13 protein-coding genes are annotated in these 15,023 nt (G+C 40.2%); 6 read left to right on the top strand and 7 right to left on the bottom strand.

Annotation, left to right across the window (positions count from 1 at the left end; all coding sequences use genetic code 11):
* On the top strand, positions 1–1,530 hold a 1,530-nt coding region (locus PSF16_RS13870; RefSeq protein ID WP_272689445.1), incomplete at its 5' end, for an FKBP-type peptidyl-prolyl cis-trans isomerase.
* 155 nt (positions 1,531–1,685) lie between these two features.
* Here the strand turns inward: PSF16_RS13870 and PSF16_RS13865 are convergent.
* The 3 genes from PSF16_RS13865 to PSF16_RS13855 form a co-directional block, all read right to left on the bottom strand.
* Entirely contained in the window at positions 1,686–2,501 is an 816-nt protein-coding gene (locus PSF16_RS13865; RefSeq protein WP_006661192.1) for a helix-turn-helix transcriptional regulator, read from the bottom strand.
* An 894-nt stretch (positions 2,502–3,395) separates the two neighbouring features.
* Positions 3,396–3,779, bottom strand: a complete 384-nt coding sequence (locus PSF16_RS13860) for a nitrous oxide-stimulated promoter family protein (RefSeq protein WP_272689444.1) — start codon at positions 3,777–3,779, stop codon at positions 3,396–3,398.
* A gap of 175 nt (positions 3,780–3,954) precedes the next feature.
* Entirely contained in the window at positions 3,955–4,167 is a 213-nt protein-coding gene (locus PSF16_RS13855; RefSeq protein WP_006658061.1) for a DUF465 domain-containing protein, read from the bottom strand.
* A 265-nt stretch (positions 4,168–4,432) separates the two neighbouring features.
* Here PSF16_RS13855 and eco point away from each other — a divergent pair, with 265 nt between their 5' ends.
* Entirely contained in the window at positions 4,433–4,909 is a 477-nt protein-coding gene (eco, locus tag PSF16_RS13850; RefSeq protein ID WP_272689447.1) for a serine protease inhibitor ecotin, read from the top strand.
* Between the two features lie 64 nt (positions 4,910–4,973).
* On the opposite strand, the gene PSF16_RS13845 is transcribed toward eco, so the two are convergent.
* Positions 4,974–5,411 carry a universal stress protein gene (locus tag PSF16_RS13845; RefSeq protein ID WP_006661195.1) on the bottom strand — a complete coding sequence of 146 codons (438 nt, stop codon included), beginning with the start codon at positions 5,409–5,411 and terminating at the stop codon, positions 4,974–4,976.
* A gap of 364 nt (positions 5,412–5,775) precedes the next feature.
* On the opposite strand from PSF16_RS13845, the gene PSF16_RS13840 reads away from it, so the two are divergent.
* The 3 genes from PSF16_RS13840 (at position 5,776) to dbpA (ending at position 9,330) form a co-directional block, all read left to right on the top strand.
* Positions 5,776–6,705, top strand: a complete 930-nt coding sequence (locus tag PSF16_RS13840) for a cation diffusion facilitator family transporter (protein WP_006658064.1) — start codon at positions 5,776–5,778, stop codon at positions 6,703–6,705.
* Positions 6,706–6,853: 148 nt separating this feature from the next.
* Positions 6,854–7,894, top strand: a complete 1,041-nt coding sequence (locus PSF16_RS13835; RefSeq protein WP_036964169.1) for a galactose-1-epimerase — start codon at positions 6,854–6,856, stop codon at positions 7,892–7,894.
* 62 nt (positions 7,895–7,956) lie between these two features.
* The gene (dbpA, locus tag PSF16_RS13830) at positions 7,957–9,330 is read left to right on the top strand and encodes an ATP-dependent RNA helicase DbpA (RefSeq protein WP_272689446.1); all 1,374 of its coding nucleotides are present in this window, start codon (positions 7,957–7,959) and stop codon (positions 9,328–9,330) included.
* Between the two features lie 128 nt (positions 9,331–9,458).
* Here dbpA and PSF16_RS13825 read toward each other — a convergent pair whose 3' ends face one another.
* From PSF16_RS13825 to prpB, 3 genes are all read right to left on the bottom strand, one after another.
* Positions 9,459–10,913 carry a bifunctional 2-methylcitrate dehydratase/aconitate hydratase gene (locus tag PSF16_RS13825; protein WP_272689443.1) on the bottom strand — a complete coding sequence of 485 codons (1,455 nt, stop codon included), beginning with the start codon at positions 10,911–10,913 and terminating at the stop codon, positions 9,459–9,461.
* 13 nt (positions 10,914–10,926) lie between these two features.
* Complete coding sequence (prpC, locus tag PSF16_RS13820; protein ID WP_036968263.1) at positions 10,927–12,090, bottom strand: bifunctional 2-methylcitrate synthase/citrate synthase; 1,164 nt, start codon at positions 12,088–12,090, stop codon at positions 10,927–10,929.
* Between the two features lie 73 nt (positions 12,091–12,163).
* On the bottom strand, positions 12,164–13,054 hold the full coding sequence (gene prpB, locus PSF16_RS13815; RefSeq protein WP_272689442.1) for a methylisocitrate lyase: 891 nt from the start codon (positions 13,052–13,054) through the stop codon (positions 12,164–12,166).
* A gap of 256 nt (positions 13,055–13,310) precedes the next feature.
* On the opposite strand from prpB, the gene prpR reads away from it, so the two are divergent.
* Complete coding sequence (gene prpR / locus PSF16_RS13810) at positions 13,311–14,918, top strand: propionate catabolism operon regulatory protein PrpR (RefSeq protein WP_272689441.1); 1,608 nt, start codon at positions 13,311–13,313, stop codon at positions 14,916–14,918.
* Positions 14,919–15,023: the final 105 nt, after the last annotated feature.

Below are 15,023 nucleotides of genomic sequence, written 5' to 3'. Positions count from 1 at the left end.
AAACAGCAATTACAATCGTCCGGTAATACGGATGAACAATTGAAAACGTTGAGCGCCAATTTATTAAAGCAAGAAACATTACTGAAGCAGCGTGAAGATGAACTCAAACAAGTTCAATCGCAGAAAAATGATGTCCAATCAGCGCTGAAACAGCAGCAGGATGCAGTTAAACAGCTTGAACAACAAAATCAGCAACTTGCTGAAAAATCAAAACAAAATGAAAAAATTCAAGTTGTTTTAGCTGAACAAACGGCTCAATTGGTCCAAAAAAATGCATTAGAAGTTGAGCTTGCTAATGCGAAAAAACAACAGCTTACTCAGCAAAATGCCCATGAAAAAATAGCTAAGCAGCTTACTGATAGCCAAAATCAGTATACTCAGTTACAAGCTCAATTAGCAACAAATGAGCAAGGTTATGCAGAGGCCAAAAAACAACTGGCGCAAGCTAATGCTGAAGTGCAAAAACTGCGTACAGAATTAGAGAAACAGACTGAGCTTGCTGGAAAGGCGACTGATCAGCAAGTGAAAGAACTCACTACTGAGTTAAATCAACAAATTACGTTACTCAAAGCGAGAGAAGAGACGTTAACGAAATTAGATTTAGAAAATAAAAATGTCCAAAATTCGTTGAAAGCCCAGCTATCTGATAAACAACAGTTAGAATCTCAAAATGCGTTGTTAGCCTCACAAGCAAAAGAAAAAGAAATTCAAATTGCTAAGCTTGAGAAAGACATTGCGAGTCGCAATCAACAGCAATCAGATCTTGAGCAGAAATTGTTAGATGTTAATAAGCAACTGAATGTGCTGAAGTTAGAAGCTGAAAAATTTACGGCAGAGAATGTTGCTAAAAAAGATCAGGAATTACTTCAGCTTAAAAAGCAGCTTGATGAAAAAACAGCGGCGGATAGCCAATCTAGACAGGAGCTGGCGAGCGTTCAAGAAAATCTGAAAAAAGCAAAAGATGAGCTGGCATCACTGAAAGCATTTTCAACCGACGATGGATTAAAGTTGCAGATTAGAGATCTTAATCAGCGTGTCACTCAGTTACGTGAAGAGAATGATGCTTTAAGGGCGAATAAAAAAACCGTAGCAGGTAAGGCTCCAAATATTATTCAAATTCCACCGGCAGATAATACGACGATTGCTAAAGAAAATGCGAAGCGCAATCAAAAGATTTTAGAAGATATAAAACAACAGAAATACAGTAAGTTAGATAATTTCACTTACTATAAAGTTTTACAAAAAGGTACGCCAATTACAGATGTGCAAGATAAAAAAATCACGCTGATCATGCGTGAGCAACTAACAGATGGCAAAGTGACTGTCATGCACACGGAAAAAAATCCGATGGTATTGCCTTATAATCAATTGCCTCCACCAATGAACTCTTTTGTCGAAAAAGTGGGTGTTGGGGGAATGGTTAAAATTTATATTGAACCTGAAGGTGGTTATGGCCCTGAGGGGATTCCTGGTGAAGTGCCACCAAATTCAATGTCAATTATTGATTTAAAAGTCATTCAAGCAAACTAGTTGATTGGTACATTTAACTAATGTGAAGGGGCTTACTAGAGATAGTAGGCTCTTTTTTATTTTAAGCGGTGTGATTGATAATGAGGTTGCCTTTCTGTCAGTGTAGCTAAGACATTAATCCTATACTGACAGGGCATATAACGTGAGGGAAGTGCTTAGGCGGCTTTACGCGACCTGCTGGGGGTATAACCAAAGCGCTTATGGTAGCTTTGCGTAAAGTAAGACTGACTTGAAAATCCGGCTTCCATTGAAACTTCCACAATACTCATCGAGGTATTTATTAATAACTGATGCGCATACATAATACGTTTTTCGCTGATCCAAGAACGTGGTGATGTTGCGTAGACCGTGTGAAATAGCTCTTTGAACGTGGTTAATCCCATTCCAAAGGTTCGAGCAAACTCATTGAGTTTCCATTCTTTTAAATAATTATTTTCCATGAAGGTTTGTAAGCGTTCAGCTTGACGGTTACTGAGTTGTCGAAAATTAGACAACAATGCCGCCCCTTGCTCACTGTAAGATAACAATAAAAGTAACTCATTGATTCTCAGCTTAAGGATCATCTCCGGATACTGAGTCTGAATAAAAGACTCCAAGCTATTCTTTAACTCTTTGATTAATGGACTTGTTGTAAATTTGATAATGTCATTAGCTGAGTTTTCAGTGCGCTCAATCTCGCTTAGCTGAGAACCGTATTGAGATAAATATTCACGTAAAAATTTATCATCCAATGAGATCCATAAAAATTCACCATCTAACGTGTTATTCTCGGTCTTAAAAGAGTACGAGCCTTGTTTATGATATAAAATGTCCCCTTCATGCAAGCTTTCATTTGCTGCTGGGGTTTCTAACAAAATAGACCCTTTTTCTATAATGATAAGGCCTTTAGAGGTTAAATCGAGTATCGCATGGGGGTTACTTTTATCTATGCGTACTTTTTTTATCACCTGATGGCTTAATTTACTGTTCATGGTAGCACCTTTATTAAAATTAGCTCTTTAAGTGATAGTGGAAATTAAATATCAAAATTTCATCCTCGGTTGATATAAAAAATCACTATGACCTTGATGATTGAAATTATATGAGCTGTTTTTTTATATGTCATATCGTAAATGAAAGTATTAAGAAATGTTTCAAAATATGGTTTTTACGAGTAATTTCCGGTTATTACTCGTATATTACGAGTGACTTATTTGGCGCACTATTCATTTATTCTGTTAATTACCGATAAATCAAGATTAAAATTCTAGCTTTTTTGTTTTTTCTGGTTTTATATATTTTATATTTTTTTACTCTTTTTTTGTAGTTTTTTTACCTTTTAAAGATAAGTAGTCGTTATTTGTGTTTTATCACAAATAATAGCCATGTAAATTATTAGGTATATACTCGTTAAAAATATCAATAATAAATTTTGCTAATGTATTAATTTGTTAATTACATCATCAATTAGATTAATGAATCATATTGATTTATTTTAATTATCAAAAAGGTCTATTTAAGCTAAATATTGAGATTTAAATCTCATTTTTGACATTTATTGGTTTGGGTGATGTTTTTTGCTTCTTATATAAGCATGGATTTTGGTTATTAATTATAGTTGGTTACTAATTTTTATATGAGCGTCATTTTTTGAAGCAAGCTTATTTATGATAAATCTGAGTAAATTTATTGGATTAACTGGAAATTATGGCATCCACCGTCAGCAGCTAAAAAAGTGATAAAAAACTAATAAGATAATGAAAGCAAGCAATAGGTGTTCATGAGTAGCGAGTTGTTAAATATATTTAACATTTCTACAGGCAAACTGTCTGTTGTTGCTCCTCCACTCGATGATATCGAATTGGTGGAATATTCTGCGGATAAGTCTATTTATCTAATTTTGATGTTGCTCGATTTCGAGGTGGGAGTTCAGGGACGGGTTTTCTGTCATCAATAAGGTGACGGATTGCTAAAATAGGGTGGAAATACAGCATTTTTGGGCCAGCCCAGCGCATAATGATTTTCATTTGTTCGCGTTGTTTTGGCTGATAGCAATGTATTGGGCATTGTTTACAAGCAGGCTTGGCTTCTCCATAGCGACATTTTTCTAGGCGTTTAACCGCATAGGAAAAAAGAGTTTGATAATACTCAGGGTTGTCGTCAGGCGCAGGATGCGACTTTTCATAGATTTTTATCATTTTTTCTATTGTGACAATTTCTCGAGATATTCTTTTTCCCACCGTAATAATCCTCGCCGCATAAAGATACATTTAATATACATCTTTTATTGCTCTATTTATAGGTGGTTAAATCAATAGAAATCTTGTTTTGAGGCGTACTCGCAAAAATGGCATAAGAGCCATTTCTTATGCCATTAACATTGTATTAGATTTTATATGCCAATTCCGCTTGATAAAGCCAGCCTAGCAATTGAGTGAAGGCATCTTACCGACTAGTTTGCATTATTCTTTGCATTTCATCTTTTAGATGTAGTTTTTCTTTTTTAAGTTTGGCGACTTGTTCGTTATAGCCAGCACCTGAAGGTCCTTCAAGCTTGCTAATTTCTTTATTCAATTGATGATGCTTCTCATAGAGAGACTGAAAGCGGGGATGTGTGGCAATTAATTGTGAAACTAAATCTTGATCAGCAGATAACATACTACCTCCTCAGAATGAATTAAGCCTCACTTTCAGTATAATCATTGATTGTTTTATGTACATCTTTATGGCGGGAATTTACATAATTTTTATTAATTTTATGATCCTTATACTAAAATTAAGTAATATCACTAAAGGATTAATAAGTTATCTATATTTTTGTAATTAAGAATCATCTATAGTGATTAAAGTGGCTGAATTGACCTACTATGTATAAAAATCTAGTTTTTAATGTTGTTATTTTTTTACGAATAGGAATTTTATGATGAAAAAAGCGATTTTGTCTGTAATGGCTGCGGTGGCAGTTTCTTCTTGTGCAATGGCGACTGAAGATTTAGGAAAGATCGCTCCTTATCCAAAAGCAGAATCTGGTATGACTCGTCATGTGATTCAACTGGATACTAAGCAAAATGAATACGACTATATGGTTGAGTTAGTTATCGGTAAAACCATCAAAGCTGATTGTAACCGTCAATGGTTTATGGGTGATTTAGAAGAAAAAACCTTAGATGGATGGGGTTATAACTATTACAAATTAGAAGAAGTAAAAGGACCTGCTTCAACAATGATGGCTTGTACTGAGCCTGCAAAAGATCGTTTTATTACTACCCAGTTAGGGGATGACGCATTTGTGCGCTATAACAGTAAGTTACCAATTGTTGTTTATGTGCCAAAAGATATGGATGTGAAGTACCGTATTTGGTCTACAGACGATAAATTAATGAACTCGATTAAGAAGTAATGCATTTAATGCCGCATCACCGTTTGATTCTATGATGCGGCATTTTTATTTTAAGCTTGCCTAATTAGCGAACGACAAACACCGAGGTTTGAGCATGACGCACAATAGCAGATGCGGTTGAACCTAATAAATAAGTCGATGTACTTGGATGGTGAGAGCCGACAACAATGAGATCGGCATTAATTGTTTTTGCGTAGTCTAGAATTTCATCCTTGGCTGAACCAATACTGACCTGACAGGTAATCTGAGAGCTTGGAATTTTAACATCTCGGATCACTTCTTCTAATGCCCGCATTGCCAGTGATGCTCGTTCTGCTGAATTCTTATGGCTTTCAGGCAGGATAGCCACTTCAATACCAAAAAACAGTTCGACACTCGGGATCACGGAAAAAAAGTGAATCTCAGGCTTACCGAGTGTTGCGAGATCTTCCACATGTTTGATGATGTTTAAGTTTAAATCATCTTCTAACAGATCAATAGGAACCAATATTTTTTTATACATAGCCACCTCTTCATTTGTTATTTTAATTTGATTATATACCTATCATTTTATAAGTCATATGGCACTGATGATTTTGTGATATTGGATTCATGTTGCAATGCCTATCTAATAAAGATAAATCCCCTCTATATGTGGAATAGAGGCTATGCTGATAAATGATTTTTCTTTCTTTATTTATAGTGCCAATCTGAACAAGGATAGAAAAATAAAGAATAACCATTCTCAGTCAATGTAATCAATTGTTTACAATTTATTGTGGGACATTTAACAAATAATATGAGAGTATATTCGAAATTAATTAAGTCATTGAAAATAAACTATATTTAAATGATAATTGTTTTGTTTTTCATTAAGAAAATAACCTATGCATAAACATGAAATCCCAACTTCAACGAAGAAAGAATTCGCATTACAGCAAGAAAAGTTTAAGGCGGCGAAAAAGAGCACTCTGATTAGTGTTGCTGTTAATACTCTTTTGTCTATTTGGCAAATCATTGTTGGTGTATTTTCACATTCATCAGGTTTGATTGCTGATGGTATTCATACACTTTCGGATTTAATTGCTGACTTTGTTGTTCTTATTGCGAATAAGAAAAGCCATAAAAAGCCTGATGCAGATCACCCTTATGGGCATTTTCGTTATGAAAATGGAGCATCACTTATTTTAGGTATTATTTTACTGATAGTCGGTGTTGGTATGGGCTGGTCAGCTGTAGAGAAAATGATTAATCCTGCTCTGATACCTGAAGTTCATTCAATGGCTCTGGTTGCGGCATTGACGGCTTTGGTTGCGAAAGAAGGTCTGTTTCGCTATATGCTGCATGTGGCGAATAAAGTTAACTCAAGCATGTTAGTTGCGAATGCTTGGCATGCCCGCTCTGATGCGGCATCTTCATTAGTCGTCGCTATCGGTATTATTGGTAGTTTATGTGGCATTCGTATTCTTGACCCGATTGCAGCGTTAATTGTGGGGACGTTCGTTTTCCGTATGGGGTTTAAATTTACCTATCAATCCATGCAAGATTTAATGGATAAAGGTGCGGATGACGAAACGTTAGCGCAAATCAGTGATGTGCTAAAAGGAATCCCTGATGTTAAAGGTTTTCATGATTTAAAAACGCGTAAATCTGGCGATTTTTTTCTTGTGGATATCCATTTAGAATTAGATGGTCAAATGACAATTTTGGAAGGACATGATATTGCAGTGAATGTCCGAGAGCAATTAATGAAAAATCCTCAAATATTGGATGTTATGACTCACTTAGACCCTTATGACAAAGATTGCTTGCACTAATTCCTATTTGGTTATTGGGTAATTATGAGAAGGCTGACGTATTATACGCTCAGCTTTTTTCTTTTTACGTTATCGTGAATTCGTTTTATTATTGTTAAATAATGTCAGGCGACACGATAAGTGGAAATATAAGGAACACTCAGGAAAAATGCAGTTTACCAAGCAACAACGTCATACTCTGCGCACACCAAAGGTCGTTGCACTCACAAATAAACAGGGAATGAAAATTATTTTGAGTAGTTTGGGTGCAAGTTGGGTTAGCTGTATATTGCCGTTAGCAAGTGGTAAACGCGATATTATTTTAGGCTCACCAAATATGGCGGCTCAAATGGAGCAACGCGTCTATTTTGGTGCAACCGTGGGACGGGTTGCAAATCGCATTGCGAATTCCACTTTTGAGCTTGATGGGCATACCTATCAACTGACGCATAATCAAGGCGCTCATTGCCAGCATGGTGGGCGAGACAATTTTAGTTATCGGGTATGGGCGATTACTCAACCAGACCAGCAGCAAGCCATTTTTACGCTGGTGTCATCGGATGGGGATCAAGGTTTTCCGGGCGAATTAAAAGTTGAAGTACAGTATGAACTGACAGATGATAATCAAGTTGTTATCAGCTACCGTTATCAATGTGATCAGGATTGTCCGGTCAATCTGACTAACTACACCTATTTTAATCTTGCGGGTGAAGACTCAGACCGAACTGCATTTGAGCATGACCTCCAAATGCACGCGCCATACTTCTTACCACAAAATCATGAAGGGCTCCCAACGGGAGAGTGGCGTGAAGTCACGGATACCTATTTTGATTTTCGACAAAGCAAACGTATTGGCCGTGATTATCTACAAGATGAAGACCAGCAAGCTGTGGGTGGGTATGACCACACATTTGTTTTTGACGGAGCGGTTACGGATGGACAACACATTGTCGCAACATTAGGCTCACCAAATGGGGATGTTCACATGCATATGATGAGCACTTCACCTGCAATTCATGTTTATACAGGTAACCACTTGGTTTCCGTTTTAGGAAAAAGCAAAACCTACACGCCTTTTTCAGGGGTCGTGTTAGCGACACAATATCCATTTGATGGTTTAGGGCATGCGGAAGCACATGAACCGCACGCAATTATTGCTAAGGCGAACCACATTTATACCAACCAAACTCGCTATCAATTTATTTTTTAGTATCATAGGCGAGGAGAGTTTTCTCTCCTATGATCTCTTTTATTTTATTCGGAATGTTAACTGTGACTTCATTTGCTGACTTAAATGCGCTTCCTGCGGAGCAACTCTCCAATCTGAATGAATTGGGCTTTATCACGATGACCCCAATTCAAGAAGCGGCATTACCCGCGATCCTTGCCGGCAAAGATGTCCGTGCACAAGCTAAAACTGGCAGCGGCAAAACGGCAGCTTTTGGCTTGGGATTATTACAACGTATTGATGCCAAAAATTTTAATACCCAATCCTTAGTTTTATGTCCGACCCGAGAATTGGCGGATCAAGTTGCGAATGAATTACGTCGTTTAGCGCGTTATATTCCTAATCTTAAAATTTTAACATTATGTGGCGGTGTGCCGTTTAGTGTACAACGTGATTCTTTGGTTCATGCCGCGCATATTTTGGTGGCAACACCGGGTCGTTTACTCGATCACCTACACAAAGAAACTGTGCAGTTAGACCATTTACAAACGCTGGTATTGGATGAAGCCGATCGTATGTTAGATATGGGGTTTGCTGATGATATCGATGCTGTAATTTCTTTTACGCCAGAAGATCGCCAAACACTCTTATTTTCAGCAACATGGCCGGACAGCATTGCGGCTATTAGCCAACGTATTCAGAAAAACCCACTGACCATTGAAATTAATTCAGTTAATGAATTGCCAGATGTGGAGCAGCAATTCTACGAAGTTGCTCGACATGACAAAATTGATTTATTGCAAAAACTCTTAAGCCGTGAACAACCCGCTTCTTGTGTGGTGTTTTGTAATACTAAAAAAGATTGCCAAGCCGTTTATGATGCCATGATGGATAGCAATCAAAGCGTTTTAGTATTACATGGTGATATGGATCAGCGCGATCGTGACCAAACGTTAGTGCGGTTTGCGAATGGGAGTAGCCGTGTTTTAGTCGCGACTGACGTAGCATCCCGCGGTTTGGATATCAAGGCGCTCGAAATGGTGATTAACTTTGAGCTTTCTTGGGATCCTGAAGTCCATGTGCATCGCATTGGACGTACTGCGCGGGCAGGAAAGAGCGGCTTAGCCATCAGTCTTTGCTCGCCAGAAGAAGCTCAGCGAGCCAATGTGCTTGAAGAGATGCTGAATATCAAGCTGAATTGGTTACCTGAACCGACAGGTTTACGAATTACCCCATTAGAAGCCGAAATGGTCACGTTATGCCTTGATGGTGGTAAAAAAGCGAAGATCCGCCCTGGAGATATCTTAGGGGCATTAACGGGCGAAGTTGGCTTACAAGGGGATGATATTGGCAAAATTGCGATTCACCCAATGCATGCCTACGTTGCGATTAAAAAATCAGTTGCGAATCAAGCGTGGAAACAACTACAGCAAGGCAAAATTAAAGGAAAATCAGTAAGAGCCCGATTACTGAAATAATATTCTTACCCGATATTTGAAGCCCTAGTTTTAATAACCTAAAACTAGGGCTTTTTTGTTTCTCTCAAGATGACACAGAGTAAAACGGTTGTTTACAGAAAAACGTTATGAATCGTGAAAACGTCTCTTTAAATCACAAATAAATCCAAATATTCATTCACTGGCATATTCTCAAACAACGGTTTATCTAATGACGCGGATAAAATCCGTCGTTGCTGAGCCTCAGGGAACTGGCGTGCTAAGTTAGTTCTGAATTTTTTAAGTAACAATGGCATGCCTTCTTGGCGACGACGTTTATGACCAACAGGGTATTCAATGACCACTTCATTTAAGGTTTGACCATCTTTTAATTTGATGGTGAGAGCATTGGTAATAGAGCGTTTTTCAGGATCATGATAATCCTGTGTAAATGCAGGGTCTTCGTGGCAATGCATTTTGGCTCGTAGTGCGTCAATGCGGCTGTCTTGAGCAATACTGTCCTCATAGTCAGATGCCGTAAGACGACCAAAAATAAGCGGGATCGCAACCATGTATTGAATGCAATGGTCGCGATCTGCTGGGTTTTGTAGAGGACCTTGTTTATCAATAATTCGAATGCAGGCTTCATGGGTACGAATTGCAATGGATTCGATATCATCGGCGCACTTACCGATTTCTTTCAGTTGGTTATGGAGTTGTAAAGCTGCTTCAACGGCGGTCTGTGCATGGAATTCAGCAGGGAAGGAAATTTTAAAGAGCACATTTTCCATCACGTAAGAGCCATAAGGTCGCTGAAATTTGAATGACTGGCCGCGGAATAAGGCGTCATAGAATCCCCATGTTTTCGCCGTTAAAGCCGTTGGGTAGCCCATCTCACCTTTTTGAGCCATCAGTGCGAGTCTTACTGCACGGGACGTTGCATCACCCGCAGCCCATGATTTGCGGGAGCCTGTATTGGGTGTGTGGCGGTAGGTGCGTAAACTGTGCCCATCAACCCATGCGAGGGAAACCGCATTGAGGATTTGCTCACGAGATAGCCCAAGCATTTGTGCGACAACAGCTGTTGAGGCAACTTTGACCAAAATGACATGGTCAAGACCGACTTTGTTGAAGGCATTTTCTAGGGCGATGCAGCCTTGAATCTCATGGGCTTTGATCATGGCGGTAAGCACATCACGAATGACTAACGGTTTTTTGCCTTTAGCAAGGTTTTCGCGAGAAAGCCAATCCGCAGTGGCTAAAATACCACCGAGGTTATCCGATGGGTGTCCCCATTCTGCGGCTAACCAAGTGTCGTTGAAATCTAACCAACGACATAGCGTACCAATATTGAATGCGCCTTGGACGGGATCTAATTGAAACTGCGTGCCAGGTACTTTGGTGCCATTCGGCACAATTGTACCTGGAATAATCGGACCTAATAACTTTTTACAAGCCGGGTATTCAAGGGATTCCATACCGCAGCCTAACGTATCAAGTAAGCAATAATAGGTGGTCTCGTAAGCTAATTTTGACGTGATGGGAAAATCGAGAACATAGTCGACGATATCCGTCATCACCGTATCAAATTGAACGTGTGGGGCTGTTTGGGATTGCGTTGTCATGGTTTTACCTTAATTAGCGCTGTTCAATAGGAACAAAAAGTTTATTTTCAGGACCCGTATAGTTAGCGGAAGGTCGAATAATTTTATTATCTTGGCGTTGTTCAATGATATGGGCTGACCAGCCCGCTATTCGGGCAATTGCAAATAGCGGGGTGTACATTGCAGTTGGCACGCCCATTAAGTGATAAACCACGGCCGAGAACCAATCAAGATTTGGAAACATGCCTTTTTCACGTTTCATTACCGATTCGATATGATCTGCAATGGTATACAAATGTCGATTCATGCTTTGTTCAGACAGTTGTAGTGCCACTGATTTAATGATTGGATGGCGAGGATCTGCCAAGGTATAAACGGGGTGACCAAAGCCAATAATGACTTCTGAATTTTTGAGGCGAGCGACAATATCCTGCTCTGCATCTTCTATCGATGAGTAACGCTGCTGAATCTCGAGTGAAACCTCATTGGCTCCACCATGTTTGGGACCTCTTAAGGCTGCAATGGCACCAGTAATAGCAGAGTAAAAATCAGTCCCAGTTCCTGCAATAACGCGAGCGGCAAATGTTGAGGCATTGAATTCATGCTCAGCATATAAAATGGAGGCAATATGCATAAATTTTTCCCATTGTGCAGGCGGTTTTTTACCATGCAGTAAATGTAAAAAATGAGCGCCAATAGAATCATCGTCGGTCATGGTTTCAATGCGCCGACCATGATGGCTAAAGTGATACCAATACAGCAAGATAGAGCCAAGAGACGCCAGTAAGCGGTCTGCAATATCTTTTGCTCCGGCAAGGGTATGAACCTCTTTTTCGGGGAGAACACAGCCCATCATTGACACTCCAGTGCGAATAACATCCATGGGGTGTGTATTGGCAGGAATGGATTCCAATGTTTGTTTCACATTGGTTGGCAAACCTCTTAAGGGCTTTAACTTCTCTTTATATGCCGCCAATTCAGTGCGATTTGGGAGCTTATCGTGGATAAGTAAGTAGGCCACTTCCTCATATTCGCATTGGGTCGCTAAATCGTGGATATCATAGCCACGGTAGTGGAGGTCATTACCATTACGACCGACGGTACAAAGCGCGGTATTCCCTGCTGTTACGCCTGATAAAGCAACGGATTTTTTAGGTTTGAAGCTTGGTGTTACAGCGCTGTTAAGTTGTTCATTCATCATGGATTCCTTGTAGGGGACAGAGACGACTACAACTTGCTCTATTCACGGTTTATTCGGTGATTAAAAAGGCTTAGCGTTTTTTATTTTGTGAAAATAACGCATCCAGTTTTTCTTCATGTTGATAGTAATTGATGGATTTATAGAGCTCTTCACGGGTTTGCATTAATGGCACAACGTTTTTTTGCGTTCCTTCTTGGCGTAACGTGGTGTACACCTGTTCAGCCGCTTTATTCATGGCTCGAAAAGCGGAAAGTGGGTACAGCGCGATGGCAATCCCGACGCTGCGAAGCTCATCAAGCGTAAATAGAGGTGTTTGACCAAATTCGGTTAAATTAGCCAATACAGGGACTTGTGTATGGCGAGTAAATTGTTGGTACATGCTTAACTCGGTGATGGCTTCAGGGAATAGCATATCTGCGCCTGCCTCGATGTAGGCGTTTGCTCTTTCTAGAGCGGCTTCGAGTCCTTCAACCGCGAGGGCATCAGTGCGTGCCATAATGACAAATTTCTCATCCACTCTGGCATCGACAGCAGCCTTAATGCGGTCAACCATTTCTTGTGTAGAAACAATCTCTTTATTCGGACGATGTCCGCAACGTTTAGCGCCTACTTGGTCTTCCAGATGCAGCCCTGCGGCTCCGGCTTTAGCCATGGATTTTACGGTACGCGCGACGTTAAATGCGGAGGGACCAAAACCAATATCGGCATCCACCATTAGCGGTAAATCACACACATCGGTAATACGACGAATATCAATGAGTACATCGTCAAGGGTAGAGATACCTAAGTCAGGAAGACCTAAAGAACCCGCAGCAACACCCCCACCTGATAAGTAAATGGCTTTATAGCCCGCTTGTTGGGCAAGCAGTGCATGGTTTGCATTGATTGTGCCGACTAACTGAAGTGGCGACTCGTGGTTAATCGCCTCTCGAAATTTTTGACCTGCGGAATGGCGAGACATAAACACCTCATAATCTGTTAATTCTGTGTAAATGATCTTTGATAACTATAGTGAGATAGCAATTGATGTGCCAGTCTGCCCTGAAATACAAAAAATATTATTAATTGTTATATATCAATTAGATAAAAATAATCTGTTTTTATGTGATGAAAGAGTCACTATTGAGTGAATGAATTGGTGTATTTCATTGAAACACCATATTGTTACATGAAACAAAATTGAAACATCGTAAAGCGCAGTATTGCGGAGGAGAAAAATGGAAAAGCCGATTATTTGGACCGTCTCAGTATCTCGCCTTTACACGCTATTTCGTGATATTAGCCCCGAATTTAGCGCGCAAGCCGATATTACGGCACTTAATATCGGCTTTGATCAAGCTGTAGAAGAAGTGCGTCGCCGTCTAAAAGAGGGGCATTGTGATGCGATTATTAGTGCTGGATCTAATGGGGCTTACTTAAAAAGCCATATTTCTGTCCCAGTGATTATCGTTAACATTAATGGGTTTGATGTGATGCAAGCACTCGCTAAAGCGCGAGAAATTAGCGATAAAATTGGGATCATTAGTTATCAAAAAATTATGCCTGCCTTAGAACAGTTCCAAGAAAATTTTTGTTTGCAGATTGAGCAGCGAAGCTATGTGACGGCAGAAGATGCTCGAGCACAATTGAAGTCTTTGAAAGCGATGGGGATCCATGTTGTGGTGGGAGCCGGGCTTATCACTGATCTTGCCGAAGAAATGGGGATGACGGGTATTTTCGTCTATTCTACACAAACTATTCGGCAAGCCTTTTCTGATGCCATTGAACTTAGCCGAATGTCTCATCGACATGTACTTAACCAAGCAAATTATCCGCAGCTCAACATGGCAAAAGTTAGGCACACGATTAATGACCTTATCGGTTTATCGCCCGCAATGGAGCGGGTCTGCCAAACGATTATGTTATATGCTCGTTCAGATGCGACGGTGCTCATTCAAGGGGAAAGTGGGACAGGTAAAGAGATGGTGGCACAAGCCATTCATCATGAATTCAGTTTATTTAACCAACAAAAACGAAGTAAGCAACAAATGCCGTTTGTTGCCGTTAACTGCGGTGCGATTCCTGAAACATTACTGGAAGCTGAGCTATTTGGTTATGAAGAGGGCGCCTTTACGGGGTCTCGTCGTGGCGGGCGAGCAGGTTTATTTGAGCTAGCGAATGGCGGAACGCTGTTTCTTGATGAAATTGGAGAAATGCCAGTCGCATTACAAACTCGCTTATTACGTGTGTTAGAAGAGCGTTCAGTGGTGCGAGTTGGGGGATACCGCCCCTTGCAGATCAATGTGCGCGTGATCTGTGCAACCCACTGTGATCTGGATAAATGGGTAGCAGAAGGAAGGTTTCGAAGTGACCTCTTTTATCGTTTAGGTGTGCTTCGTATGAAAGTCCCTGCACTATCAGAACGAGGTGATGATATTTTCATGCTTTCAGAACGATTATTAAAATTAGCTTTCGCAGGGTTGCAACTGCCACTTCCTGCTTTTCGAGTTCAGCAATTGCTCAGTTGTCGAGATTTTCTACTTGCCTATTCTTGGCCAGGAAATGTTAGGGAACTACGTAACCTAATGGAGCGGGTTGCGCTCTATTGCAGCGCCTATGCGGATAAAAGCATCAATCCAGACATGTTAATGATGCTATCTCCAGAAAGGCGTGCCGTGTCTACACCCCCAATTAGTCAACAAACAACAGAGTCGCTAGAGCAAGTGATGGCAAGGTTTAATGGCGATCGTAAGGCGGTGGCGGAGTATTTAGGGATTAGCCGAACGACTTTGTGGCGCCGTCTTCGTCCTAGTTCACGCTCTATCTGTGTTGGCTTCACTCGCTAACCCTAGTCACATACTAGTGTATGCTCCTAGGGATTAGTTCATTTGCGCCTTGCTACAGCGCGAACTAGTTAGGAGACAACTTGGAGTTAGAAAACAATTATTAAA

The organism is Providencia sp. PROV033 (genome assembly GCF_028484855.1).
Taxonomy (GTDB): Bacteria; Pseudomonadota; Gammaproteobacteria; order Enterobacterales; family Enterobacteriaceae; genus Providencia; species Providencia alcalifaciens.
This window is presented reverse-complemented; position numbering and strand designations above follow the sequence as displayed.